The sequence below is a fragment of the Alteromonas sp. MMG017 genome, from assembly GCF_018100795.1.
Taxonomy (GTDB): Bacteria; Pseudomonadota; Gammaproteobacteria; order Enterobacterales; family Alteromonadaceae; genus Alteromonas.
The window spans coordinates 74,194-100,260 of the sequence record NZ_JAGJDY010000011.1 but is presented as its reverse complement, the minus strand read 5'-3'; the positions used below and the strand labels follow the sequence as shown (position 1 = coordinate 100,260).

Below are 26,067 nucleotides of genomic sequence, written 5' to 3'. Positions count from 1 at the left end.
TTATGCTCTGCTGTCAGGGTCAAAACTGGTGGCCAATATTGCCAATACCAGCTCATCAAAACTTAACCCTGCCACTTTGGCCGCTTTAGGCACCAAGCTTTTTTCCGTCATTCCCGGCACCGTATTCGCTTCAAGCAAATAAAAGTGCCCATCACTATCCTGCATTACGTCAACGCGACCCCAGCCAGAGCCAGAAATAGAATCGAATGCTTGCGTCGATAGCTGAGCAAGATGTGCTTCTTGCTCGACAGACAAACCACTTGGACAAAAGTATTCGGTGGTATCGTCTTGGTACTTTGCAGCATAATCATAAAACGTATGTGGAGTGGACATGCGGATAGACGGCAATGCCTGCCCCTGAATTACTGAAACCGTAAACTCAGGGCCATTAATGTATTGCTCTAACAGAACCTGATTGTCATAGTTAAAGGCGTCCTGTATGGCATTTTCGAGTTGTTCAGCACTTGTCACTCTTGCCATGCCAATACTCGACCCTTCTCGGGCCGGTTTTACCATGACTTCATTCCCCAACTTTTCCATTATAGCGCTGCACTTACCAGCTTCAAAGCGCCTTTTATCAGCAATTTCATATTTAGCAGTAGGTAAGCCAAGGCTTTGCCATACTTGCTTGGTGTGAATCTTGTCCATCGCCAATGCGGAACCTAAAACCGGCGTACCGGTATAAGGAATTTTGAGCAGTTGAAGAGCCCCTTGCATTGAGCCATCTTCACCACCTCGGCCGTGTAACATGATAAGCACGCGGTCGACTTTTTCGCTGATCAAATCAGTAAGCGGACGCTCTGCTGGGTCAAAAGCGATGGCGTTTACATTTTTACGTAAAAGCGCTGCAAGCACCGCGTTACCTGAGTTTAGCGACACTTCACGTTCGGCGGAATCGCCGCCAAACATGACCGCTACTTTTCCAAAAGCGGCAGCATCATATTTTGTTACGTTGCTAAAAAGACTCATGCGTCGCTCTCCTGATGCAGCGCTTTTGGCTCCATCTCACGGCTAGCTAACAACTTAGCAATTTGACCAATATTCCCAGCACCTTGCGTCATCACGATATCGCCCTCTACCAAAATATTGGCAAGAATTGCGGGAAGCGCTTCTTTACCGCCTACGTAAACGGGCTCAATTTGGCCGCGTTGACGGATAGAACGACACAAAGATTTACTGTCAGCACCTTCTATAGGTTGTTCACTGGCTGGATAAACGTCTAACAATAGCAATACGTCTACCGTAGAAAGCACGTTAACAAAGTCTTCGTATAAATCACGAGTACGGGTGAACCTGTGTGGTTGATACACCATGACTAAGCGATTATCGGGCCAATTAGCCCTTGCAGCCGCTATCGTGGCTTTCACTTCTGTAGGGTGATGACCATAGTCGTCAACCAAGGTAACGTTACCCACACTGGTATCAAAATCGCCAAGTACTTCAAACCGACGACCAATACCACCAAAGCTTGCCAATGCGGCCACAATGGCGTCATCATCAATGCCTTCATCAGTCGCTACCGCAATAGCTGCCAATGCATTTAGCACATTGTGATTACCGGTAAGGTTTAGTGTTACCTTCAACGGCTCGCGCTCTGGGCGTATAACAGTGAAATTAGCTTGTCCAAACGATAAGGTAATACCTTCAGCACGAACATCATTATGCGCTTCAAAACCATAAGTAATAATACTTCGGCCAATGCGAGGGCTAATCTCTTGAATATTGGCGTCGTCGCCACATACGATTGCTTGCCCGTAAAATGGCAAATTACTTAAAAACTCAACAAAGGTGTCTTTCACTTTCGAGAAGTCACCACCATAGGTATCCATATGGTCAGCTTCAATATTCGTGACTACCGACACCATTGGCTGCAAGTGTAAAAACGATGCATCACTTTCGTCAGCTTCAGCAATTAAATAACGACTTCTGCCTAAGCGTGCGTTAGTACCTGCGCTATTTAACAAGCCGCCAATCACAAACGTTGGATCATACTGCGCTTGTGCAAAAATGGTCGAGATCAAACTGGTTGTTGTGGTTTTACCATGAGTTCCGGCCACAGCAATTCCATGGCGAAAACGCATTAATTCCGCTAACATTTCCGCACGACGTATAATTGGAATACGTTGTTCTCTGGCAGTAATAATCTCTGGATTGGCTTCATTAATAGCGCTAGAAACCACAATCACGTCCATACCATCAACGTTTTGTGCTTTATGACCAATTTTTACATCCACACCTAAATCACTTAGGCGCTGAGTCATAGGCCCTGAATTTATATCAGAGCCAGCAATGTCGTAACCTTCATTCAGCAGTACTTCTGCAATACCGCCCATACCCGCACCGCCAATGCCGATAAAAAATATTTTCTTCACCCTGCGCATTTGCGGGCTCTCAAATGGGGTCTTAAAAACCATTATTCCCCTACTCCTACTACTGCCATGCAATGGCTTACTACTTGTTCAGTGGCGTGAGTACTGGCGTGTTGCCTTGCTACTGCACCCATTTTTAGGCAATCGCTAGGATGTGTAACCCAGTGCCGAACTGCCTGCCTTAAATTGTCTTTCAATGCTGATTGCGCGATCATAATGGCTGCGCCATGTTTCACTAGCGACTGCGCATTTTTGGTCTGATGATCGTCTACCGCGTGTGGCAAAGGTACAAACAATGCTGCCCTGCCGGCTGCCGCCACTTCTGCAACGGTAAGTGCGCCCGCTCTGCAAATCACAAAATCAGCCCATTCATAGGCTGCTGCCATATCATCAATAAAGTCGCTAACTTCAACGGAATTATCCGACCCCGCATAAAGCGCCTCTACCGACGCTTTATTGCCTTTTCCGCATTGATGACGAATAGATAAACCGTTTAGCGCCGCACAAGTGTCGGGCACAGTATCATTAAGTACTTTGGCACCCAAACTTCCGCCAACAACCAATACGTTAAGTTTGCCGTTTGTTGACTCATCTGTAACTTGTTCTTTCGGGTTAACCTGCCAAATTTCGTCCCGCACAGGGTTGCCCACGGTGTGCACTTTAGACGCAACGCTAGCAAATTGTGGTTTAGCATCTTCAAAACCGAGTAACACCCGCGTAGCGACTTTGGCCAATAACTTATTTGTCATACCTGCGGCCGCATTTTGCTCGTGTATAACCACGGGAATGCCTAAGGATTTTGCCGCAATACCGCCAGGTCCGCTGGCATAACCACCAAAACCCAGCACTAAATCTGGTTGTATCCGCTTAATGATACGCCGAGCCGAGAATAAACTTTTGATCAGCGCTATTCCGCCCGACAACTTCGCTTTAAGCCCTTTTCCGCGAATACCTTTCACTGGAATAAAGTGAATGAGAATGCCATGTTTAGGGACAACGTCGGCTTCCATTCGCTCAGCAGTACCAAGCCATTCTATTTCCCAGCCAGCTGATTGCAGTGCGTGAGCAACAGCTAAACCAGGGAAAACATGCCCCCCTGTGCCACCCGCCATAATTAAGCAACGCTTACTCACTTGTGGCCTCCTTAGATACTCGGGCTAAAATGGCTTTGATGCCCGCTTTACCTTCGTCTTCAGGAGAAATTGTACTAGCCGTTTTTTTTGCCCCAGCGTTTTTTGATGTAGCTGCAGGCGCTTCTTCCTTAGTCTCTTTTATATCAGACGCTTTCAGATCAGGGGCTTGGTTGTAATCAGCATCGGCGTCAGCAAAAGGTTCAGCATTGGTGTGCTTGGTTTTCACAGGCGGTGTCGCCGCAGACTTAGCGGAAGGCTTTGCTCTCGCTTTGCTGGTTTTCTTATTGTCGCCACGCCCTAGTGCTTGAACACCGTCTACGCGCAATTCAAAATCGATTCGCAACAGTAAGGCCACCGCAACAGACATAACAATCAACGATGAGCCGCCGTAACTCACTAGTGGCAGCGTTAACCCTTTGGTGGGCAGAATACCTGCACTTGCACCAATATTTACAGCGGTTTGAAAACTAAACCAAATACCTACGCTGTAAGCTAAATACCCTTCAAACGGACGTGACTTCAATAACGCTTTATTCCCTATCTGTAGGGCACGCACCACCATCCATAAAATTAAGCCGAGTACCGCGAGCACACCCACGAAGCCGAGCTCTTCAGCTAAAATAGCCATAACAAAATCGGTATGCGCTTCTGGTAAAAACTCTAATTTTTGTAAGCTGTTGCCCAAACCTTGGCCAAACCAATTGCCACGACCATAAGCCATTAATGACTGAGTTAGCTGATAGCCGGCGCCGAATGGGTCTGCCCAAGGATCGAGAAAAGAGGTGACACGCTTCATGCGGTATTCTTCAAATACGATAAGAGCAACAACCGCCAATACGCCCGCGAATACCAATGCAAAGAACTGCCACAAGCGAGCGCCCGCTAAAAATAGTAGCCCAATGGTAGTGGCAAACATCACCACCACTGTACCTAAGTCGGGTTGTAGCAGCAGCAACATAGCTAACGCGAAAAACACCACTAACGGCTTAATAAAACCTTTTAAGTTTTCGGTTACTTCTTCATAACGGCGAACGAGGTAACCCGCTAAATAAGTGAAGAAAAAAAGTTTGGCCGGCTCTGCCGCTTGAATGGTAATGGGGCCTAGTGCCAACCAACGGGTACTACCGTTTACGGTGCGCCCAATAAGTAGTACTGCCACCAACAGTCCAATGGCCGCCAATAACAAATAAGGGTTTGCTGTACGCCAAAACTGCATGGGAAGCTCTAGTACCACCATGGCAGCAATAATTGCCCCCACAATGTAGATGCCGTGGCGAATAGCAAAGTAAAAAGGGTTATCGTGAATTCGTTCAGCAACCGGCATTGACGCTGATGTCACAATAATAATACCAATCGTCATTAGCGCTAACGCAACAATGATTAAGCCGATATCGTAAGGGCTTTGAAGATTTTTTTCGTCATGACGCGCGGCAAACAACGCACTCAATTTAGTGTCTGCTGACGACATATCTTTTGTTTTTTGCGCGCTATTTGCTTGGGAAGCATTGGCAGTTGTCATCATGACGGCAAACCTCCCGCTTCTTTCATTGCACCTGCGTCACGGGCAAATTTCACACTTGCAGTAATATGTGTGACTGCGTCGGTAAATACTTGTGCGCGGTGCATATAGTTTTTAAACATGTCGATACTTGCACAAGCCGGAGACAGTAAGACAATATCGCCGTTACTAGCACGTAAGTTAGCAGCCGACACTGCCATCTCCATTGAAGCCACTATCGTGGTTTCACTAAAAATAGCGCTGAAGTTTTCTGCGTCTTTGCCAAGGGCTATCACTTCACTCACACTTTCAACCAGCGCTGGTTTTAATGCACTTAAGTCTGCCCCTTTGCTATCACCACCAGCAATGAGAATAATCTTTCCTTTGGTGGTAGGTGCAAGCCCTTGAATAGCAGCGATGGTGGCACCCACGTTAGTGGCCTTTGAATCATCTATCCACTTCACGCCATTAATGTTGGCAATTTCTACGCAGCGGTGCGGCGCTGAAGTGAAGCTTGCCACCGCAAGTGCAGCTTTGCTAAGTAAGTCTGGTTTATTCATTGAAGTATTAAACGCTTGGCATAATGCCAACGACGCCATCACGTTTAGCACATTATGCATACCCGCCAAACGGATATCGGCGGTATTAAGCACCAATTCACCGTCAAAAGTAATAGCACCTTCGCTTAAACCAAAACCGGTATCGCTAGCATCAAGGCCATAGGTGATGGTGTTTTCACGGTTTGACGTTGGTGCTACCTGCTGGTCGCCGCGCCATACTACTGCGGTATCACAATGGCTAAAAATACGTTGTTTGGCAGCTGTGTAGTGCTGCATATCGCCGTGTCTGTCTAAATGATCATCACTGATATTTAAAATTGATGCGGCGTTTAGCTTCAAGCTAGTTGTCGTTTCAAGCTGAAAACTGGATAGCTCTAAAACAATAACATCCAAAGCAGGAGACTGAGTCTCAAGCTCTTCCACGGACTCTGGAAGAGTTTCAAGCACTGGACGCCCTACATTACCCGCCTCACAAACCTCGTACCCGCAAGCCTTTAGCATGTGAGTGGTTAGCAGTGTAACCGTGGTTTTTCCGTTAGAACCGGTAATACCTATCGTTGGAGTAGTGTTAAGACGTGCAAATAATTCCACATCGCCAATCACTTCAACACCACAGGCTTTGGCATGTATTACTTGTTCAATATCGAGAGGTAGACCTGGGCTAAGCACCAAGGTATCAACGCCTGCGAAAAAATCACGAGGCAATGACCCAGTGGTGACGCAGATATTTAATGGTGCTGACACATTGAAAGTATCGCGGGTATCGAAAGCTTTTACCTTCGCCCCTTGCTGCTTTAGAAAACGCACGCAAGCCTGACCTGTTACTCCAAGGCCGCCTACCACATAAGAATGTGCACGTACGTTATATGTCATTACCTAAGCTTCAACGTTGCCAGCCCAACAAGGACTAAAATGATAGAAATGATCCAGAAGCGCACTATAACGCGTGGCTCTGGCCAACCTTTTAATTCGTAATGGTGATGAATAGGTGCCATTCTAAAAATGCGTTGTCCACGCAACTTAAATGACCCCACCTGCAAAATGACCGAAAGCGTTTCAACGACAAACACACCGCCCATAATAATCAGTACAATTTCTTGGCGAACTAGCACGGCGAGCACGCCTAATGTTCCACCTAACGCCAATGAACCTACATCCCCCATAAACACTTGTGCGGGATAAGTGTTAAACCATAAAAATCCTAGCCCAGCGCCGACAATGGCCGTACACACAATAACCAACTCACTAGTAAGTGGAATATGTGGAATGTTGAGGTAATCGGCGAAGTTTGCGTTCCCGGTTACATAAGCAAAAATAGCGAAAGCGCCTGCCACTAAAATAGTGGGCACGATGGCTAAACCATCTAGGCCATCAGTTAGGTTTACTGCGTTACTTGTGCCCACAATGGCAAAGTAAGTAATAATGATAAAAAAGGCGCCTAGTTGCGGAAACACTTCTTTAAAGAAGGGGATAAGCAACGAGGTTTCAGCACTTAACGTGGCGCTGCTATATAAGAAAAAAGCAACCCCAATAGCCACCACCGACTGCCAGAAATACTTCCAGCGAGCAATCAAGCCTTTTGAGTCTTTGCGAATAACTTTGCGATAATCATCAACAAAGCCAATAATGCCGTAAGACACCACCACGGCTAAGGTCACTAATACGTAGCGGTTGCTTAAATCTGCCCACAGTAAAACACTGACTACGATAGCCGCTAAAATCAGTAGGCCGCCCATAGTAGGTGTACCCGATTTAGATAAATGACTTTGCGGGCCATCATCACGAACGGTTTGCCCTATCTGCATAGTTTGCAGATAACGAATCATTTTTGGGCCAATTAAAATAGCAATGAGCAACGCCGTTAACGTACTTAAAATCGCTCTTAGGGTAAGGTATGAAAATACGTTAAACCCAGTATCAAATTGTGTCAGCCAGTCAGCTAGCCAAATTAACATGCAATACGCTCCCGACGGCGTTCAAACTTTCCCAGCGAAGAGGCCTCAATCGCCTCTACCACGCGTTCCATACGAGAACTGCGTGAGCCTTTTACTAAAATTGAAATATCTTGTTGTTCTACTTGTAAGTCTTGCTCTAGCGCTTGCATTAAACTGTCGATATCGGTGAAATGACCGCTGTTTTTTCCAGCCGCATTTTTTCCTGTAACATCATCAAACACGGCACTCGCAGACTGACTTAGCACACCAAACGAATACAGGTAATCAATGCCTTTACTCAATGCGTAATTACCTACTTGCTCATGATAAAAGCGCGCTTTTTCGCCCAGCTCTTTCATGTCGCCCAATATCAAAACATTGATGCCAGAGAAAGTACTTAGTGTATCGATAGCCGCATTCACAGAGGCAACATTGGCGTTGTAGGTGTCATCAAGCAAACGCACTTGGCTGCCCAAGGTCTTAACATTTAAGCGCCCTTTCACTTGCTTCATCGCAAGCAAACCGTCACGCACGTTCTCAAGGGTGGCACCTAATTGCATGGTAAGGGCCGCAGCTACTAGCGCATTCCCAACATTGTGAATACCTGGAATAGTTAATTGAATAGCAGCTTCACCTTCGTTGCTACACAACTGAAATGCTGCGCAGCCATCAAGGCCTACAATGATGTCTTCTGCCGTAAAATCGGCTTCGTTCTTTTGCATTGGCGAGAAGGTTAACACCCGCTTTTGCTTAAGCTTACCTTGCCAGAAATCGGCAAATTGGCTGTCTAGATTAACAATGGCAGTGCCGCTATCGCCTAAGCCTTTAAAAATTTCGCTTTTTGCACGCGCTACACCTAACAAACTTCCGAACCCTTCAAGGTGAGAAGCAGCGGCATTTACAATAGTGGCAACGTCTGGCTTAACCAGATTAGTGGTGTAAGCAATTTCACCTAGGTGGTTTGCGCCTAATTCCATCACCGCATATTCGTGGTGTTGCTCTAGGCGAAGTAAGGTAAGCGGAACCCCAATATCATTATTGAAATTGCCGTTTGTGGCGAGTACTGAGCCACGGCGCTCAAGGATGGCCGCACACATTTCTTTCACGGTAGTTTTACCGCTACTTCCTGTAATAGCGATGGTTTTAGGTGCCACTTCGCGTTTTACGGCAGCGCCTAAAAGACCTAAGGCCAGTTTAGTGTCTTCAACATACACCACAGGAATGGATACATTCACAGGTTCGCTGGCAATAATTGCACTTGCGCCTGCTTTTTCAGCGCTTGTTGCAAAGGCGTGGCCGTCAAAGTTCTCGCCTTTTAATGCAAGATACACAGAGCCCGAATCTAAGGTTCGCGTGTCTGTACTTACTGCATTGACTTCACAATCTTGTCCGTCAAGTTTGCCGTCTATTTGGCTGGCTATCCACGACAGTGTTGTAGTTATCATTTTTTGTACTCCTGTTGTAGTCGAGCCACAACTGTACGTTCGTTATAGTCTGTCTGTTGGGTACCAATAATTTGGTAATCTTCATGGCCTTTACCGGCCACTACAATGATGTCGTTCTTATCTGCATTTTCTAAGCAATAGCGAATAGCTTTTTCTCTATCTGCTTCTTCTACTGCATCGTTGGCACGTTGCAAACCCGCCTTAATATCACTAGCAATGCTTTCAGGCGACTCACTACGACTGTTATCAGTTGTAATGACAATGACATCTGCATACTGCTCAGCCGCCGCTCCCATTAAGGGGCGTTTGCCTTTGTCACGATCGCCACCACATCCAAACACGCACCACACTTTACCCGCGGTATGTGTTTTAGCGCTTTTCAGCACTTGCTCTAACGCGTCGGGTGTGTGCGCATAATCAACGACCATGCTGGCACTGCCCTCGACGGGAAACACTTCCATTCTTCCCGGTACAGGTTGTAAACCATTCACTACCCGCACTACATTTTCAAAGCGTTCGCCCTGCGCCAATAAGCATGAAATAGCGCTTAACGCATTGCTCACGTTAAACGAGCCAAACAATGCCAATTCAATAGGCGCTGCGCCCCATGAAGAAACAAGGTCGAATCGAATTCCTGAGGAATGGTATGAAACATTTGTGGCGAAACAATGGCGATCTTGTGGTTGTTTGTGCGTGGTTAGAATGTCTTCAGTGGGTTCAAACCCTGTCCATACTCGAATAACGCTCGGCTTTTTATCTTCGCTTCTCTCTAACCCTTTATGCTTAGCTGCATTTGTATCTAAATAGTTAGCCCAATTCTGGCTTTCGCTATCGTTTACATTCAACACTACAGCTTCAAGGCCAGGTTGATCTAACAACAACCGTTTTGCCTTCGCGTACTCTTCCATGGTGCCGTGATAATCTAGATGGTCACGGGTTAAATTAGTGAATACTGCAATATCTGTTTTCACTTGGCTTAACCGGCCTTGCACTAATGCATGAGAACTGGCTTCAAACGCCGTATGTCGCACTTCACATTGCACAAAGTCTGCCAACACGTACTGCAGACGAATAGCATCGGGGGTGGTATTAGCTGCAGCGGTTGTTACCCATTGGGTATTTTCACCTTCATATACGCTACTACCTAAGGTTCCCACACTGGCACTGCGCGTCCCCAGGGCATCTTTTAACTGGGTAAGCAATTGAACTGTCGAGGTTTTTCCGTTAGTCCCAGTCACCGCAACCGTCATCATCTTCAAAGCGGGATAATCGTAAAACGCAGCCGCCAGTGCCGATAACATGCTAGGTAATTGATATAGCGAAATAATCACCGAATGGTCACGCATTTCGAGATGACCATGGGCCTGACTGTCGTCAGTTTGCGCCAGAATGACACGCGCCCCTAAACTAATGGCTTGAGGTATGAAATCTCTTCCGTCACGTTCGTGACCTTTAACCGCAACAAATGCGGTTTTAGTATTCACTTCGCGGCTATCTAAGGTTAACCCTTCGATACGAATATCGGGTGCATCGATACCAAATTTTGCCAGTAGCGCACGGGCACTTTGAATAAAGGAATTAACTACCATGGTTGCCCCCTTTTAGCCATGCGCCTGAGGTTACATGCTTATCATCAGGGGTTACGTTCAGCATATGTAATGCGCCGCCCATAATTGACGAAAACACGGGTGCTGCCGTGTCACCGGCGTGATACAAATCACCGCCCGGCTCATTGATAAGCACAATGGTAACAAGTCTGGGGTCGGAAACAGGGGCTATACCCGCGAAAATATTCACATATTCTTCGCCATAACCGCCCGCGACTGCTTTACGACTTGTACCGGTTTTTCCTGCTACGCGGTAACCTGGTACGGCTGCTTTTTTCGCTGTGCCGCCTCGCTGGGTCACGCTTTCCATCATTTGCACGATGGCTTTCGCATTTTCTTCGCTGATTACCCGTTCAGGTTGGCCCTGCCATCCGGTTTGCTGTGGCGACTTAATAATATTCAATGGCTGCTTGATACCGCCATTAGCCAAAGTGGCATACAACCTACCAAGTTGTGCGGTAGTCACGGAAATACCGTACCCAAATGACAATGTTGCCAGTTCAAACTCAGACCACCGACTTCGGTCGTAGAAAATACCACTGCTTTCACCGGCCATATTTAAGCCAGTATCTGACATCAACCCAATATTGTAGTATGTGTCGAGTAGAAACTGCTTAGGCACAGAAAGCGCGAGCTTCGAGGTACCCATATTGCTTGAATGCTGAATAATTTCTTCAAGAGTAAGTTCACCGTAATTGCGTGAATCTTTAACTAAGCTTCCGCCTAAACGCATCCAACCAGGATTGGTATCAATCACATCTTCTGCTTTAACGTCACCAAACTCCATGGCGGTCAACACGGCTAATGGCTTTAACGCAGAGCCTGGCTCAAATGCATCGGTAATAACCCGGTTACGCATACGGTGAGGGGAAATATTGCTGCGATCATTAGGGTTAAACGAAGGCGCATTTACCATGGCTAATACGTCGCCAGTTTTCACATCAATCACCACTGCAGAAGCAGAGCTAGACTGATAGTAAATCATGGCTTCTTTAATTTCTTTGTACGCCAAAGCCTGAATACGCTGGTCGATAGTCAGCTGCAGATTACCCGCATCTTCACCAGAAGTGGTTTCTAAAATTTCTACCTGACGGCCTTTGGCATCGCGACGAATTTTACGTGAGCCTGGCGTGCCAGTTAGCCAGTCATCGTACATACGCTCTAAGCCTTCAACACCGGTATCATCTACATCGGTTACCCCGATTAATTGCGCTGACACTTCACCGGTTGGATAATAACGACGGCTCTCACGGCGCAAGTATATGCCCGGAATATCAAGCTTATCGACATACTCTGCCATGGCAGGCGACACTTGACGTTGTAGGTACACAAACCGGCGCTTGGGGTTGCTTACTTTTTCTTGCAAGCTATCTACCGATTGCCCTAATACATCGGCAAGCGCTTGCCAACGGCGAGGCTCAGCCAAACCATCGTTCTCATGAATAATTTTAGGATCGGCATAAATGGCACGAACCGGCACGCTTACCGCTAGCTCGACACCATTTCTATCTGTCACTAACCCGCGATAGGTAGGCATGTTGCGCGTGCGCAAAGTACGGCTATCGCCTTGTTGAATAAGCTCGTCAGGCTCAATAACTTGTATAAACGCCGCGCGGGCAGCTAGTGCTGCGAAAACCGAGATAACCACGATAAGCACAACCACAAAGCGCCAATGCACCAAGCTTGGTGTGACGTTCTGTTTTGCTCCGCTCGTCTTGCGGTTACGTTTTGCGGCGGCAGTGGTCATTTGAGTCTCACCACCACTTCGTCATCGGCTGTTGGACGGTACATATCAAGTTGCTTTTCAACCAAGGTTTCAATGCGGTTATGTTCGGTAAGCGCACGTTGTTCTAGCACTAAGTTGCGCCATTCAACATCCAGCTCGTCTTTCTGTTGCATCAGGTCTTCAAGGGCAATAACTTGTTGGCGATTTTGGTGGCTACCAAGAATAACCGCCATGCCACTAAGCAGAACCGCTAAATACAACAAAACCCGCAACTTGTTGCGGGTTAAATCTGACACAATAATCAGTAGTAAACTGAAGTTTGTATTTGCCCTATCAGGCTTACCTAACGTCATAGCTTTTCGGCCACCCTTAGCACGGAACTGCGTGAGCGAACGTTGTTCGCAATCTCCAATTCAGAGGGTTTTATGGCCCGACTTAAGGCTTTTAATACTTTATCGGCATCTATCTCAGCTTGGGTTATGGGCAAATTATGCGGTACTGATTTGCCTTTGCTTTGGTCTTTTATAAAGCGTTTAACTAATCGGTCTTCTAAAGAATGAAAAGAAATAACCGCCAAACGCCCTTCTTTTGCTAACACTTGAGTGGCTGCTTTTAGGCCTATTCGCAATTGTTCTAGCTCCGCATTGATGTAAATTCGGATACCTTGAAATGCCCGAGTAGCAGGATGTTTAAATTTATCTTTAACAGGTACCGCTTCGTCAATAAGTGCGGCTAACTGAGCAGTACGCGTTATCGGTGTGGTTTCACGGGTATTTACAATGGCGTGCGCAATACGTTTGCCAAACTTCTCTTCACCAAATTCTTTAATCACTTGGGTAATGTCTTGTTCTTCAGCACGGGCTAGCCAATCGGCTGCACTTTCACCACGTGAAGTGTCCATACGCATATCTAACGGGCCGTCACGAAGAAAACTAAATCCACGTTCGGCATCATCAAGCTGAGGAGAAGAAACACCCAAGTCCATTAATACGCCGTCAATCTTTCCGGTTAAACCAAGGGCTTCAATTTCTTCAGCCATGTCACCAAAAGGAGAATGAATAATACGGAAACGACTATCATCGGCAAAACGCTTAGCCGCTTCTATGGCCTGTGGGTCGCGATCAAACGCAATTAAAGTTCCATCGCTACCAAGTGCATCAAGAATATGCGCAGAATGGCCTCCACGGCCAAATGTGGCATCAATATAAATACCGTTAGGTTTAATCGCTAAAGCGTCGATGCACTCGTCGAGTAACACAGAAACATGTTTGAATTCGTTAGATTGGCTCATAAGGAAAAGTCCTGTAAACGTTCGGTGAGTTCAAATTCGCCTTTGCGTTCGGTATCCATATCAAGCTCAACTTGCTCAGCCCATACTTCGGCATCCCAAATTTCAAACTTATTCAACTGACCAACTAACATGACTTCTTTTGATAGGTGAGCATGAAGGCGTAAAGGAGTAGGCAGCAGAATTCGTCCGCTTTTATCCATTTCACCTTCTGTAGCATGCCCCAGTAACAAACGCTGCATGCGTCTTTCCGCCGGAATCATGCTTGAGAACTTAATGAGTTTAAGCTCAATTTCTTCCCATTCGGGAAGTGGGTAAAGCAGCAAACAACTTTGCTGTGTATCGACCGTACAGACCAGCTGTCCATTACAATCATCCAGCAGCGACTGCCGATACTTTGTTGGTATCGCTAGTCTGCCTTTTGTGTCTAGATTGATTGCGTTAGCGCCGCGGAACATTCCCCTAGCCTTCTATATTTTGCTCTTGGTTTTCTTGTTTTTTGAGTACTGATCTGCAAAACAATGATGGTTCGATCCACTATTCGCCACATTTACCCACTAACTGACAGTTTAGGTATCAATGATCCCCACTGTCAAGCTAAAAAGCATAGTGAAGGCCACGTATTTACTGGCTTTAAACTGTGGTTACATACAGTGTTTTGGCGAAGTAGTTGATAACCCCTAAGAAAAGAGGGGCAAAATAAATAGGGGTTAGAAAAAAGTACAGACTTTAAATACGAAAAACCGATACTCGTTTCCCAGTATCGGTTTTTTGTCTAGCTTAGCGGTTTACATCATCCTAGTGGATGATAAAGCCTATGCGCTTGGCGCTTCAGCTTGTGCTTCTTCAGGCTTAACAACTGACAATTGCATGCTGCGAATTGGGTTGTCTGTACCGTTTGAAAGCTCAACCAAACGGTTCAATTGACCTGCTGACATCATTACAGCGTACATGGCGCCTAAGAAACCAGACTTGTGAAGCTCAGTTACTTTCTCTTCTGGCAACTCAAGTACTTTCTTTTCATTGATGCTTAGCATACCAGTAACGTTACGTTGTTGGCCGCTTTGGTAAGTAAGACGAATTTGAATTGGATCTAGCAGGTCTAGGTCAACAACTTGTTGAACAAAACGCTGAGTCATCATTTCGCTGTTAGCAAGGTCAGCTAAGAACTGCTGACGATTTTGCAAGAATTCCGTTGGCTCACCAGCGTCAGTAAATAGGGCTTCGCCCTCTTCACCGATTAAATCGCTGTTTTCATCAATGTATACACCTAACTTATCGCCATCAGGGCGAACATCGAAAGGGTAACGAAGAATATTCATTGGAACGTGAGGGCCCTGCCATTTGTCGCCAGTAAGAAACAGGTTTTTGTTCTGTTCCATACCAAGCATTGCAACAACATGGTGGCGTTTAGCATTAGCATCTTCAATAAATACTAGCGGCATAGTAGCAGCTAATTGAGCAAACTCACGGATAGTGGCTGCAGCAAGGTGCGTATCTTTCGCAAACTTAAAGGTATTGCTAACCGCGACTTTTAAGTCTTTGTGTTTTTCTTTATCTAGCGGTACAAAATTAATAGCCATTTTCTTTCTCATACTTGTTTACTGTGGCCCCTGTAAAATAACTGAGAAGTGAGGGGTGCCACGAAAAATTATGTAGGCCGCGCGGATGAACTCACTCTCATCCTATTCGGCGACGCGCTCGGGAGTATCCCGCATTCGCGTTATGAAGTCACGCGTCCACACAATAACAAGTTTTAAATTTTTATTGCAATGTAAAATTAAAGTGAATGGTAGTAACCGCTCTAAAAACGCACAATTTTACTGTTTTTAGCGGCTCGGGGAATGAAAAAGCCCGAAATGAATGGAAATTAGAAGAAATAAAAGATTAAGGCATTTAGAGCATTGTAGGTATCAAGGTTTTCTTTTAGTCTTTTGTCTTACAACAACGATAAGGAAAAAACAGAATGAAGGGCTTCTTCCCGCTAAAATCTTGTGCACTCGCAATTTCTACTCTACTTTGCGCATCAGCCATTGCTGACGATGCCCCCACTTACACTGCAGGTGAAAAAGCGGTAAAAATAGCCCACGAAACAATTATTGTTGATGGCCATATTGATGTGCCTTATCGCGTTAAAAACGCATGGGTAGATGTAACCGAAGCCACAGAAGGTGGAGATTTTGATTACCCTCGCGCTGTAAAAGGCGGCTTGAACGCCCCTTTCATGTCAATTTATGTACCTGCGAGTTTAGATAATTCACCGGAATCTACCCAGCTTGCTCATCTGCTTATCGACTCTGTGGAAGCCATTGTGGCGCGAGCCCCTGATAAATTTGCTATTGCAAAAAGCCCGTCAGACGTAAAAGCGCAGTTCGAGAAAGGCATAATTTCCTTACCTATGGGGATGGAAAATGGCTCTCCCCTTCAAGGTGATTTAGCTAATTTAGAAGCATTTCACGAACGTGGTATTCGCTACATTACATTAGCCCACAGTCAGTCGAACCATATTTCAGACTCGTCTTACGATTTGCGTCGTCAGTGGAACGGATTAAGCCCGTTTGGTAAAACGCTGGTGACTGAAATGAACAACATCGGCATCATGCTTGATATTTCTCACGTTTCAGATGATGCCTTTTATCAGGTTATTGAACTGACGAAGGTGCCTGTTATTGCTTCTCACTCGTCGCTTCGCCGCTTTACACCGGGTTTCGAGCGCAATATGAATGACGAGATGGTAAAAGCATTGGGCGACAATGGCGGCGTTATTATGATTAACTTTGGCTCAAGCTTTGTGACAAAAGAAGCAGGTAAGTGGCGCACGGGGCTAACACAAGCGCGCAAAGCATTGATCGCCGCCGAAGGTGAAGATAGCCCAAAACTGGAAGACTTCGAAGCTAACTACCGCAAAGAAGTGCCCTACCCTTACTCAACACTTGATGAAGTACTTGATCATATTGACCATGTAGTAGAACTGGTTGGTATTGAGCACGTGGGGATTGGTTCTGATTATGACGGCGTAGGTGATTCGCTACCTATCGGCCTAAAAGACGTGGCTAGCTTCCCTAATTTAGTTCAAGGGTTACTGGACAGAAAATACAGCCGTGCAGATATTGAAATGATCTTGAGCGGCAATTTGTTACGTGTATGGACCCAAGTGGAAGATTACGCCAGCAAGCACTAATAGTGCCTTAGCGTTTATTTTTAACTGATAGAAATCGGCAGTTAGGTTGATCTAACTGCTTTTTTGGCTGTTCTTTTGGGTTATTAAGGTCGCAGTGCCTATGTTTAGCTTTCTCTCACGAACGTCGTTTTAACTGCCTCACCTGAACAAGGTAAAACAGAGTAGGTAGCACAAACAGGGTGAGTACCAGCGCACTTGCCATACCGCCCACCATAGGGGCAGCAATACGCCGCATAACTTCAGCACCGGTTCCCGTTGCATACAGCACAGGCAATAAGCCGATAATAACAGACAACGCCGTCATCATTACTGGCCTTACACGCCGAGTAGCGCCTTCAATGACTGCCTGTTTAAGTGCGTGTTTCATTTGCTTTTCAGATGCTTGAGCATTCAAAGTAGAGCACGTTTTTCCATCAACAGCTTTGACCGCTTGATGCAGGTACACCAGCATAATAACGCCTATTTCTACCGCGACACCTGCTAAGGCATTAATCCCCACGGCAACAGCCACCGAGAAATTAAACTCCAGTGCATACAATAGCCAGTAGCTGCCTATTAATGCTAACGGTAAGGCGACCATAATAAGGGCTACGTCTGCAATTCGCCTGAAGCTTAAATACAGCAGTATCACAATTACGGCTAACGTTAAGGGCACCACTACGCTAAGCCTTGCTTCAGCCCTTTCTAAGTATTCAAACTGCCCTGCCCACGTTAGGGAATAGCCTGGGGGAAGGGAAACCGTATTGGCAATATGCTGTTTTGCACTTTTCACATAACTGCCTAGGTCACCGCTTTCAATATCGATAAATACCCAACCGTTTAATCGGGCATTTTCGCTTTTTATTGCCGCAGGGCCACCTTCAACGGCAATAGTGGCTACCTCACCCAACGCAATATTATCGCCGCTTGCTAATATGATGGGAAGTTGCCTAAGTGCTTCTGGAGAGTCTCTATACTGCTGCGGGTAACGCATACTAATAGGAAAGCGCTGCCTTCCCTCTACTGTTTCACCCAGCTTGCGCCCACCTATTGCTGTGTTGATAACCTCTTGTATATCAGCAATATTGAGCCCGTATCGAGCCGTCCTGTCGCGACTAATATCAATAGTGATATAACGTCCGCCTGCTACTTTCTCGGCAAATACCGATGCGGTATTTTCGAAGTCTTCTAGAGCAGTTTCTATTTGTTTACCCACCTGCTGAATGCCGGCCAATTCTGGCCCCGCTATTTTAATACCCACTGGGGTTTTAATGCCGGTAGCAAGCATATCGATACGGGTTTTGATTGGCATCACCCAAGCATTCGAGACGCCTGGAAATTGTACTTGGCTGTTTAATAATTCCTTTAGTTTTGATGTCGTCATGTCGGCACGCCATTGCGATTTTGGCTTTAATTGCACAAAGGTTTCTATCATGGTTAAAGGCGCAGGATCGGTAGCTGTATCTGCCCTGCCCACTTTACCAAATACGCTTTGCACCTCAGGAATTGTGGCAATCAACTTATCTGTTTGTTGAAGTAATTCCCTTGCTTTCCCCACCGAAATACCTGGGTAAGTGGTAGGCATATAGAGCAAATCACCTTCATCTAAAGATGGCATGAACTCGCTCCCAATATGTTGCATGGGCCATACCACAGAAGCTAAAGCAATCAGGGCCGCGAACAGTATTTTTCGAGGATGGTTCAGCGCAGCCGTTAGCGCCTTAACATACCCTGTTGAAATAGCCTTGTTTAACGGATTGCTATGCTCCGCCTTTAAGTTGCCTTTGACGAAATAGCCAGCTAACACTGGCACCAACGTAATGGCTAACGCCGCTGCAGCTGCCATGGCATAGGTTTTCGTGAAGGCAAGAGGGGCAAACATACGCCCTTCCTGTGCTTCTAAGGTAAAAACAGGAATAAAAGACACCGTTATTATCAGCAGTGAAAAGAACAAGGCGGGGCCAACTTCGGTGGCTGACTTCACTACCAGTGCCCAACGGGCCTCCCCTTCAACAGGCTTCCCTTGCGCTTTGGCCTGCTCAATATGCTTGTGCAGATTTTCAACCAACACAATAGCGCCATCCACCATAGCTCCAATGGCAATAGCAATACCGCCTAAAGACATGATGTTCGCGTTAAGCCCTTGGAATTTCATCACAATAAAGGCCATTAAAATACCAATAGGTAAAGTGATTATGGCAACCAGCGACGAGCGCACATGAAAAAGAAACATTAAGCACACTGCACCTACCACGAAAAGCTCTTCCACAAGCTTGCTCCACAAGGTATTAACGGCATTATCAATAAGGGTGGATCGGTCGTATACAGGTACTATGCTTACACCATCAGGCAAACTGGCTTTTAAGATTTCAAGACGCGCTTTTACGTTATCGATTGTCGCCTTCGCATTTTCGCCATAGCGCATGACTACTATGCCACCTACCACTTCGCCGTTTCCGTTTAGCTCAGCGATACCTCTGCGCATAAGGGGCGCCTCGATAACATTTGCAACATCACCTATTGTTACCGCCACGCCGTTGTGAGCAATGCCCAATGGAATACTAGCAATATCTTCGGTACCCGAAAGGTAAGCGGAAGATGTCACCATATACTCGGCTTCAGCCATTTCTATCACTGACGCCCCCGCGGCATTATTGCCTTGCGCGAGTGCCGTTTCAATATGGCGCAAAGGCACGTTATACGCTTGCAACTTTTGCGGATGCAGTTGTAGTAAATATTGCTTAACCATGCCGCCTACAGAGGCGACTTCCGACACCCCTTGCACGCTTTGCAATTCATACTTTAAAAACCAGTCTTGCAGAGCCCTAAGCTCGCCAGCATCGTGGTTATTTAACTTATCGACTAGAGCATACATGTATACCCAGCCTACCCCAGTAGCATCAGGACCTAGTTTGGGTACCACGCCATCGGGCAGCGTTATTTGGCTTAGGTATTCCAGTACCCTGCTGCGCGCCCAATACATATCTGTGCTGTCATCAAAAATAACGTACACATAAGAATCTCCAAAAAACGAAAACCCTCGAACTGTCTTTGCACCCGGCACCGACATTAGGGCCGTGGTGAGCGGATAGGTCACCTGATCTTCCACTACTTGAGGCGATTGCCCTGCATAGCTGGTTTTTACAATTACCTGCACATCAGATAAATCAGGAATGGCATCAATGGGGGTATGCTTTACCGCTATTACTCCACCAATGGATATAAATACCGTTGCCAGCAGCACCAATACGCGATTGGCCACCGACCAGCGAATTATGGCTTCAATCATGGTGCATGCCCTCGTGGTTCTTGGTCGCATTGTTCTTCGTCTTTTGGTGCTCCGCACTAGGCTGACTAGACTCGTGAGACATGCCATCGTGTGACATGCCATCGTGTGGCATGCCTTGGTGGTGCTTGGTCTCTTGATGCATTTCCGGGCGATTCATTTCACGGTTGTGCGTTTCTTGGTCAAGAGGCGACTGCATGCGTTTGAAATCTGATGTTTTAGACGACTCTGAATCAATCAAGAACTGCGCCGATACTACTACTTTGTCACCTTCGTTTACGCCTTGGGTTATTTCAATGAACTCCCCGGCTTTTCGCCCAACGCTGACACCAATAGATTTAAAGCTTTCTTCGACGTTCATAACGATTCGGTTTTGGGTTTGAGCTGGAGCGAGATCTTGATTTTGACCCTGCGACTGAATTTGAATAACGCTTTGATAAGGCACATACAACACAGGCTGTTCGGTTTGCTTAGTAAAAGTCACATTGGCAAACATATTGGGCTTAATGTCACCGCTGTCGTTCTTTAAAGTAACTCGCACCTTAAGCGTGCGGGTTTCAACATCTAATGCTGGGTAGATAAAATCGACTTTTCCTGTGAATGTCTTACTTGGTAAATAGTCGAACGTAATCGATGCCTGCTGGCCAAGCGTTAATTTAGGAACATCTTGCTCAAATACACGGGCTTCAACCCATACACTGTCTAAGCGAGCAATACTAAGCACCGTGGTACCAGGTTGAACATAGAAGCCTTCGCGTACGCCTAAATGCTCGACCACGCCATCTTGGGGGGCAAAGAAGGTAATGGTTTGCGAAACTTCGCGAGTTTTTTCGAGTTGTGCGATAAACCCAGCAGATAAATGCAGTGCTTTAAGGCGTTGTTTAGCACCTGCGGCTAAACGTGTATCTCCCCGCTTTAGCGCAATCACAAACTCTTCTTGGGCAGTCACCAGCGCGGGCGAATAAAGCGTATATAATTTTTGCCCTTGGCTAACAGCTTCACCTTCCGTTTTAATAAATAGCTTATCGATCCAGCCCTCTACTCTGGGGTGAATATGCACTAAGTAGTCTTCGTTGTAGGTAACATTTCCCGCAGCGTTGAAGGTTAAATCCAGCCTCCCTCGTTTTACCGTGGTAAATTTAACGCCCATATTTTGCTGTACTTGAGGCGAAATTATCACCTCTCCATCATCACGTTTTTCGCTGCTACCTGATGCTGCATATACTGGTACTAAATCCATACCCATAGGCGACTTACCCGGTTTATCTCGACGATAAGCATCATCCATTGGCGCAACCCAATAAAGGGGCGCTTTATTATTTGATTTGTTATCACCGTTGGTAGCCAACGCTTCAACACCGGAATTGCCATGTATATGTGTATTCCAAACAAACACAGCTGCTGCACCACCAAGTAACCCGACTATAAGAATAAATAACGTCTTCATTGTTGTGCTCCTATGGCAGTGATTGTGTGGGTGTCTATGTTTGAACCTCTGTTTAAACCAATAGCTGATCTATGGGTGTCTTTAGGTTGTTCTTTTATTAGCGGGTAATACAGATAAGCGAGTTCGGCTAAATTTTTTGCTATATCGACATGAAGTGCTAGGGCATCTAACTTTGCTGAAATGTGCGATATACGTGCACGCATTACATCGTCGAATGCGCCCTTATCGGCCATGTAAGCATTAAGCGCGGATTCGGCTAACCGCTCGGACTGTGCAATTAATGCGGTATCAAATAACTGCTGCCTGGCAAGTAAGCTGACAAGCTGTGTTTCACTTGCTTCGGCAAGGGCTGCTAATCGTCTGACTTCTAGTCGTCGCTGTGTGGATGTCGCCCCTAACCTTGCCGCTGACGCCGACACATTGGCATCCTGGCGTTTACTGCTAAACAAAGGTAAATCAACTTGGACACCCACACTAACAAAGTCAGCTTGGCTAATCCCATTTTGCGCATCTTGTCGATATCCGTAGGCTGCTTCGAAGGCCCACATAGGTTTGGTTTGCTCTTTCGCAAGACTCAATTTTTGCGTGGCAACTATCTCGTCTTTGGCAAGCAACTGCACAGAAGGGTGAGCATCAATAATATTTAGTAAGTCACGTCGTTCAACCTGCCTAGCGAAGGAGGCATTGAAAGGATATATGTCGTGATGATTAAGTGTTTCGGGCACAGTAAAACTAACTTCACTGGAGAAATCGAACCACCTCGACAACTGCGCCAACGCCACCGATGCAGCTTGCTGTTCCTGCAAAAGCGTATCTTCTAGGCGTAAGCGTTCAAGACGTAGTTGAATGATGTCTTGTTGCTGCGTACCGCCGACACCACTTCGGTAAGACGATTCAACCATTTCGAGCAGTTGCACTATCGACTGCGTCTCTTCACGCAATAAGACTACGGTTTGTTCCGCTTGATACCACGCCAACCAATCCATCGACACTTCTCGCAACAACCAGGCTCGCCTTGCCGCTCTTTTCACCGGTTCTTTTTGGGCTTGTTCAATAGCGATGGTGCGAGAAATGCTGGCAGAGTCTCCTCTTGGCATAGCTTGTCGAATCCCCAGTTTCAACTGAGTCATGGGCTCTTGATTAAGTGAAAACCCATCTGTTGGTACGCTTTGCAGTGTCGTGGTGATAGTAGGATTATCCCAGCGATCAGCCGCATCACTGTCATACTGATACGCAGCCTCTTCAAGTTTGCTGCCTTGAAAATAAATATCTTGGTTGAGCGCGAGCTGTTGCGCCTCTTGAAGGCTAAGGGTAGTAGCGAAGGAAGGCGCTCCCACCAATAAAATCAGCATTCCTAGCCAAGCACGCTGAAGATAACAAGTTCGAGAGTGAGCTTGGGTTAGGCAAGTAAAAATCATACCCAGATTAAAATTAAACATGAGAAAACCACATTAATTCCCCGTGCACTAAGGGAATAAAAAGAAAAACGTGGGTGCTATATGCGCCCGCCAGATACAACTATCCTGCGAAAGCGAATTTAGGTGGGCGAAATTGAGCGTTAGGTATAGTGTGAGGGGCTTGGTGGTTTACAAAAAGCACCAACGGAGCATGAGCAATAACCGCTACCGAGACTTCATTATTTATTACTGCATAAACAGCGGCGCATGCGCCTGCAGGGCATTGACACTGAACGTCACAGCACGAATCAGGTGTGACACCGTGCATGCTATGGTCCATTGATTTCATAGCTTTGCTAGGAGCGCTTGAGACGTTATGAATGGTGTGGTCATTTTTTGCGGTTGATTGAATGCTTGAAGGCGTAATTAAGTCGCTTGTCGAAGCGTGACTAGCTGAATGGCACCCACTAGCACTAACTTGCATAGTTTTACTGGCGCGACTTTCTTCTGATGAATGGTTCTCAGAATTTACATCCATAGACATTACATCCATAGACATTGCGTCCACAGACACTGGCGTAGGCTTTGACATAGCCGTTGGCATAGCCATTCCCGGCGACAATTGAGTCACCAAGGAAATAACCATTACCAATATTACGACATAGCCGCGTCGCTGCTTTTTCAATTTATCAATCATGCCTTAAAGCTTAATCGCATTTGTTGTGGCTATAAAACGCTAGAATTGTTGCGCATAGGTTTTTAGCATCATTGTCATGGTTGAAAATAAAGGGTTTGCTTTTGGTACTGCACATTCTTCGTTTTCATTTACCATGACCTTGTTAAACTTCATATCATGTAGCATTGACGTATTCACCACAAGGTCGGCGTGGCACAACGCATAAGAGGCATCGATAACAAAAAACGTATTCGGCCCTGCGCTATTTTCCATTAAGTTTTCTACACCGTGAATAGGCGTGGTGGCATCAGCTTGAGAATGCGCAGCAAAAAGAGGCACTTCAATACGCTTGCCGTCTTCGAAGTCGTTGCGGATTTTTTCGATAATATCCATCAGCTCTAACCCCGCAAAGCCTGCAACATTTGGATATTTAAAAGGGTTTGGACCATGGGTGATATAACTACCATCCACAATTTTCGCAATCCACTTGATACCCCAAATCCGTGACATACTCTCGGCATTTTCTGAAAGTGCCAATGCACCAGAAAACAACATAAGCCCATCGATGTTTGCACTTGCATCTAGGTACTGTTCTGCCGCCAGTGCGCCGCCAGTAGAAAATCCACCCACAATCAAAGTATCGCCCATATCATCAGCTAACGCGATAACCTCATCGACATGCGCTTGCCAACGCTCCGCTAAGTCGCTGTCACTCATTGCACCATCATCATCTCGTAAACCATGGCCAGGTAATAACGGAACAATAACGTCGAAACCTTCGTTAAATAAAATATTGGCAATTTCTCGCATAAAGAATGGCGAGTCACTAAGCCCATGTACTAACACGGCCACTTTCTTTGCCGGGGTATCATGATGCAGCACAAAGGGAGCATTTCCTTCGTTACGAAGTACGTTGCCACATACGGTATAGCGGTGCAGTTTAGAAGATTTGCATCGCTGCGTTTCGCCCCACTCTTGCTTATAAAAATCAGCAAATCGCGTTAATGCGTCTTGTGTTTCAAGGGAGCTGGCTCCTGCAGCACTAGCGAACAATGTACTTATTAATGCACCTATTAGTGCACAGCACCTTACAGCAACAGGAAGTAGGGATAATTTTGCGAGAGCAAACTTTGAATGCACGTATATTCTCCAAAAGGCATTACGTTTGGCCAATAATAACAAAATAAGGCCATTAAATGATGGCCTTACACTATTACAGTTACACTGTGACGGTATGCTGTTTTGACTACCTACGGTTTAACCGCAAATGTTGCTTTAATAAGCACTTAGTTACCGTCGTTACTTTTATTTAGCTAAAATACAATGCTAAGTCGTCTGACCCGCCAATATGCTTACCACCAATGAATACTTGAGGTACGGTATCACGTCCCGTCACTGCGCTAAGGCTGGTTAACGAGGCATCTTTACCTAGTACAATCTCTTCGTAGTCGTAACCTTTGTCGGTTAACAATGCTTTCGCTTTTGTACAAAATGGGCAATTAGGCTTAGTAAATAGCGATACCGGTGCTTTTGTCTCTGCGTCTGGGGCAATATAAGCAAGCATAGTGTCGGCGTCAGAAACCTCAAACGGGTCGCCAGGCACGTCAGGCTCAATAAACATTTTCTCTACGGTGCCATTTTTAACCAACATAGAGTAGCGCCAGCTGCGCTTTCCAAAACCTAAGTCGGCTTTGTCTACCAACATGCCCATGCCGTCAGTAAAATCACCGTTACCATCTGGTATTACGGTTACATTTTCTGCTTCTTGATCGGCTGCCCATGCATTCATTACAAACGTATCGTTTACAGATATACATAGAATGTCATCAACGCCATGCTGTTTAAATACTTTAGCAAGTGCATTGTAGCGAGGTAAATGCGTAGAAGAACATGTTGGCGTAAACGCGCCAGGAAGTGAAAAAACCACCACAGTCTTGTTACTAAACAATTCTTCAGTAGTTTTGGTTGCCCATGTCTCGCCTTCGCGAACAGGAATAGATACGGAAGGTACTGGTTGACCTTCTTTTGAAATAAAACGACTTTCTGACATAGTGTTCTCGCTACGGGCAAATAAATGAAGTTGCTAGGATAGAGAAATCTAAGAAAAAAGAACAGCCTCGGTTCACCTATTCCGAACAAAGGTATAAATTAGTATGCGTAACCACCAATATTAATGCGTATCAAATGATATTAATGCTTTTCAACACCATGTCTCTCGCTATATTCTTATTCTACGTTAGAAATTAGTTTTAAGTGTTCAGGGAACGATACCGCCTTACGCTTCCGGCAAACCGAACTCAAAAATAAGCATAACTGTTTTATGTAATGTGTAAGTTCTTATGGGAACAGGTACTCTCTGCGTCAATTTTATACTTTAGTCTAATGGCTGATACGTTATTTCTTCGGGTTGTTCGCCATAATAGTAGTGATAGAAATTGACTGCTGATAACGATATTAGCACTTCAGCTTTACTCATAAACTTCCGTCCTTCTTCTTTTTTAAAGGGAAGGCCAATAAATGCGTAGTCGTAAGGAAACTTCT

The 26,067-nt window shown here is 45.9% G+C and carries 20 protein-coding genes; 1 reads left to right on the top strand and 19 read right to left on the bottom strand.

Going from position 1 to position 26,067, the window contains the following annotated elements:
* The 13 genes from J8L84_RS16710 to J8L84_RS16650 all read right to left on the bottom strand — a co-directional run bounded on the left by J8L84_RS16710 (position 1) and on the right by J8L84_RS16650 (position 15,143).
* Positions 1-969, bottom strand: coding sequence for a D-alanine--D-alanine ligase (locus J8L84_RS16710; protein ID WP_211071683.1), 969 nt, complete (start codon positions 967-969; stop codon positions 1-3).
* Positions 966-2,414 (bottom strand): UDP-N-acetylmuramate--L-alanine ligase, encoded by a 1,449-nt coding sequence (gene murC, locus J8L84_RS16705; protein ID WP_211071682.1) that lies wholly within the window; start codon positions 2,412-2,414, stop codon positions 966-968. The genes J8L84_RS16710 and murC overlap by 4 nt, the downstream gene beginning before the upstream one ends.
* Complete coding sequence (gene murG, locus J8L84_RS16700; protein ID WP_211071681.1) at positions 2,414-3,502, bottom strand: undecaprenyldiphospho-muramoylpentapeptide beta-N-acetylglucosaminyltransferase; 1,089 nt, start codon at positions 3,500-3,502, stop codon at positions 2,414-2,416. Before murG ends, murC begins: the two co-directional genes overlap by 1 nt.
* Positions 3,495-4,970 carry a cell division protein FtsW gene (gene ftsW, locus J8L84_RS16695; RefSeq protein WP_211071728.1) on the bottom strand — a complete coding sequence of 492 codons (1,476 nt, stop codon included), beginning with the start codon at positions 4,968-4,970 and terminating at the stop codon, positions 3,495-3,497. Before ftsW ends, murG begins: the two co-directional genes overlap by 8 nt.
* A gap of 50 nt (positions 4,971-5,020) precedes the next feature.
* Positions 5,021-6,433 carry a UDP-N-acetylmuramoyl-L-alanine--D-glutamate ligase gene (gene murD / locus J8L84_RS16690; RefSeq protein ID WP_211071680.1) on the bottom strand — a complete coding sequence of 471 codons (1,413 nt, stop codon included), beginning with the start codon at positions 6,431-6,433 and terminating at the stop codon, positions 5,021-5,023.
* The gene (mraY, locus tag J8L84_RS16685; RefSeq protein ID WP_057789946.1) at positions 6,433-7,515 is read right to left on the bottom strand and encodes a phospho-N-acetylmuramoyl-pentapeptide-transferase; all 1,083 of its coding nucleotides are present in this window, start codon (positions 7,513-7,515) and stop codon (positions 6,433-6,435) included. The genes murD and mraY overlap by 1 nt, the downstream gene beginning before the upstream one ends.
* Positions 7,509-8,939, bottom strand: a complete 1,431-nt coding sequence (gene murF, locus J8L84_RS16680) for a UDP-N-acetylmuramoyl-tripeptide--D-alanyl-D-alanine ligase (protein WP_211071679.1) — start codon at positions 8,937-8,939, stop codon at positions 7,509-7,511. Before murF ends, mraY begins: the two co-directional genes overlap by 7 nt.
* Positions 8,936-10,528 carry a UDP-N-acetylmuramoyl-L-alanyl-D-glutamate--2,6-diaminopimelate ligase gene (locus J8L84_RS16675; RefSeq protein ID WP_211071678.1) on the bottom strand — a complete coding sequence of 531 codons (1,593 nt, stop codon included), beginning with the start codon at positions 10,526-10,528 and terminating at the stop codon, positions 8,936-8,938. The genes murF and J8L84_RS16675 overlap by 4 nt, the downstream gene beginning before the upstream one ends.
* Entirely contained in the window at positions 10,518-12,293 is a 1,776-nt protein-coding gene (locus J8L84_RS16670) for a penicillin-binding transpeptidase domain-containing protein (protein WP_211071677.1), read from the bottom strand. Before J8L84_RS16670 ends, J8L84_RS16675 begins: the two co-directional genes overlap by 11 nt.
* The gene (gene ftsL, locus J8L84_RS16665; RefSeq protein ID WP_013782930.1) at positions 12,290-12,625 is read right to left on the bottom strand and encodes a cell division protein FtsL; all 336 of its coding nucleotides are present in this window, start codon (positions 12,623-12,625) and stop codon (positions 12,290-12,292) included. Before ftsL ends, J8L84_RS16670 begins: the two co-directional genes overlap by 4 nt.
* Positions 12,622-13,563, bottom strand: coding sequence for a 16S rRNA (cytosine(1402)-N(4))-methyltransferase RsmH (gene rsmH / locus J8L84_RS16660; protein ID WP_211071676.1), 942 nt, complete (start codon positions 13,561-13,563; stop codon positions 12,622-12,624). Before rsmH ends, ftsL begins: the two co-directional genes overlap by 4 nt.
* Positions 13,560-14,018 carry a division/cell wall cluster transcriptional repressor MraZ gene (gene mraZ, locus J8L84_RS16655; RefSeq protein WP_057789935.1) on the bottom strand — a complete coding sequence of 153 codons (459 nt, stop codon included), beginning with the start codon at positions 14,016-14,018 and terminating at the stop codon, positions 13,560-13,562. Before mraZ ends, rsmH begins: the two co-directional genes overlap by 4 nt.
* A gap of 357 nt (positions 14,019-14,375) precedes the next feature.
* Complete coding sequence (locus J8L84_RS16650) at positions 14,376-15,143, bottom strand: SapC family protein (protein WP_057789933.1); 768 nt, start codon at positions 15,141-15,143, stop codon at positions 14,376-14,378.
* Between the two features lie 383 nt (positions 15,144-15,526).
* Between J8L84_RS16650 and J8L84_RS16645 the strand changes: the two genes are divergently transcribed.
* Positions 15,527-16,741 carry a dipeptidase gene (locus J8L84_RS16645; protein ID WP_211071675.1) on the top strand — a complete coding sequence of 405 codons (1,215 nt, stop codon included), beginning with the start codon at positions 15,527-15,529 and terminating at the stop codon, positions 16,739-16,741.
* 115 nt (positions 16,742-16,856) lie between these two features.
* Here J8L84_RS16645 and J8L84_RS16640 read toward each other — a convergent pair whose 3' ends face one another.
* The 6 genes from J8L84_RS16640 to J8L84_RS16615 all read right to left on the bottom strand — a co-directional run bounded on the left by J8L84_RS16640 (position 16,857) and on the right by J8L84_RS16615 (position 25,576).
* Entirely contained in the window at positions 16,857-20,009 is a 3,153-nt protein-coding gene (locus J8L84_RS16640; RefSeq protein WP_211071674.1) for a CusA/CzcA family heavy metal efflux RND transporter, read from the bottom strand.
* A complete protein-coding gene (locus J8L84_RS16635) occupies positions 20,002-21,453 on the bottom strand; it encodes an efflux RND transporter periplasmic adaptor subunit (RefSeq protein WP_247670837.1) in 1,452 nt (483 codons plus the stop codon). Before J8L84_RS16635 ends, J8L84_RS16640 begins: the two co-directional genes overlap by 8 nt.
* Positions 21,450-22,892 (bottom strand): TolC family protein, encoded by a 1,443-nt coding sequence (locus tag J8L84_RS16630; protein WP_211071673.1) that lies wholly within the window; start codon positions 22,890-22,892, stop codon positions 21,450-21,452. The genes J8L84_RS16635 and J8L84_RS16630 overlap by 4 nt, the downstream gene beginning before the upstream one ends.
* A gap of 79 nt (positions 22,893-22,971) precedes the next feature.
* On the bottom strand, positions 22,972-23,547 hold the full coding sequence (locus tag J8L84_RS16625; RefSeq protein ID WP_211071672.1) for a hypothetical protein: 576 nt from the start codon (positions 23,545-23,547) through the stop codon (positions 22,972-22,974).
* A gap of 39 nt (positions 23,548-23,586) precedes the next feature.
* On the bottom strand, positions 23,587-24,666 hold the full coding sequence (locus J8L84_RS16620) for an alpha/beta fold hydrolase (RefSeq protein WP_211071671.1): 1,080 nt from the start codon (positions 24,664-24,666) through the stop codon (positions 23,587-23,589).
* Between the two features lie 169 nt (positions 24,667-24,835).
* Entirely contained in the window at positions 24,836-25,576 is a 741-nt protein-coding gene (locus tag J8L84_RS16615; protein ID WP_211071670.1) for a glutathione peroxidase, read from the bottom strand.
* Positions 25,577-26,067: the final 491 nt, after the last annotated feature.

Excerpts from the sequence above, each read along its gene's own strand:
- J8L84_RS16710 (WP_211071683.1), bottom strand. The coding sequence starts at position 969 with ATGAGTCTTTTTAGCAACGTAACAAAATATGATGCTGCCGCTTTTGGA.
- murC (WP_211071682.1), bottom strand. The coding sequence starts at position 2,414 with ATGGTTTTTAAGACCCCATTTGAGAGCCCGCAAATGCGCAGGGTGAAG.
- ftsW (WP_211071728.1), bottom strand. The coding sequence starts at position 4,970 with ATGTCGTCAGCAGACACTAAATTGAGTGCGTTGTTTGCCGCGCGTCAT.
- murD (WP_211071680.1), bottom strand. The coding sequence starts at position 6,433 with ATGACATATAACGTACGTGCACATTCTTATGTGGTAGGCGGCCTTGGA.
- mraY (WP_057789946.1), bottom strand. The coding sequence starts at position 7,515 with ATGTTAATTTGGCTAGCTGACTGGCTGACACAATTTGATACTGGGTTT.
- murF (WP_211071679.1), bottom strand. The coding sequence starts at position 8,939 with ATGATAACTACAACACTGTCGTGGATAGCCAGCCAAATAGACGGCAAA.
- J8L84_RS16675 (WP_211071678.1), bottom strand. The coding sequence starts at position 10,528 with ATGGTAGTTAATTCCTTTATTCAAAGTGCCCGTGCGCTACTGGCAAAA.
- J8L84_RS16670 (WP_211071677.1), bottom strand. The coding sequence starts at position 12,293 with ATGACCACTGCCGCCGCAAAACGTAACCGCAAGACGAGCGGAGCAAAA.
- ftsL (WP_013782930.1), bottom strand. The coding sequence starts at position 12,625 with ATGACGTTAGGTAAGCCTGATAGGGCAAATACAAACTTCAGTTTACTA.
- rsmH (WP_211071676.1), bottom strand. The coding sequence starts at position 13,563 with ATGAGCCAATCTAACGAATTCAAACATGTTTCTGTGTTACTCGACGAG.
- mraZ (WP_057789935.1), bottom strand. The coding sequence starts at position 14,018 with ATGTTCCGCGGCGCTAACGCAATCAATCTAGACACAAAAGGCAGACTA.
- J8L84_RS16650 (WP_057789933.1), bottom strand. The coding sequence starts at position 15,143 with ATGGCTATTAATTTTGTACCGCTAGATAAAGAAAAACACAAAGACTTA.
- J8L84_RS16645 (WP_211071675.1), top strand. The coding sequence starts at position 15,527 with ATGAAGGGCTTCTTCCCGCTAAAATCTTGTGCACTCGCAATTTCTACT.
- J8L84_RS16640 (WP_211071674.1), bottom strand. The coding sequence starts at position 20,009 with ATGATTGAAGCCATAATTCGCTGGTCGGTGGCCAATCGCGTATTGGTG.
- J8L84_RS16635 (WP_247670837.1), bottom strand. The coding sequence starts at position 21,453 with ATGAAGACGTTATTTATTCTTATAGTCGGGTTACTTGGTGGTGCAGCA.
- J8L84_RS16630 (WP_211071673.1), bottom strand. The coding sequence starts at position 22,892 with ATGTTTAATTTTAATCTGGGTATGATTTTTACTTGCCTAACCCAAGCT.
- J8L84_RS16625 (WP_211071672.1), bottom strand. The coding sequence starts at position 23,547 with ATGATTGATAAATTGAAAAAGCAGCGACGCGGCTATGTCGTAATATTG.
- J8L84_RS16615 (WP_211071670.1), bottom strand. The coding sequence starts at position 25,576 with ATGTCAGAAAGTCGTTTTATTTCAAAAGAAGGTCAACCAGTACCTTCC.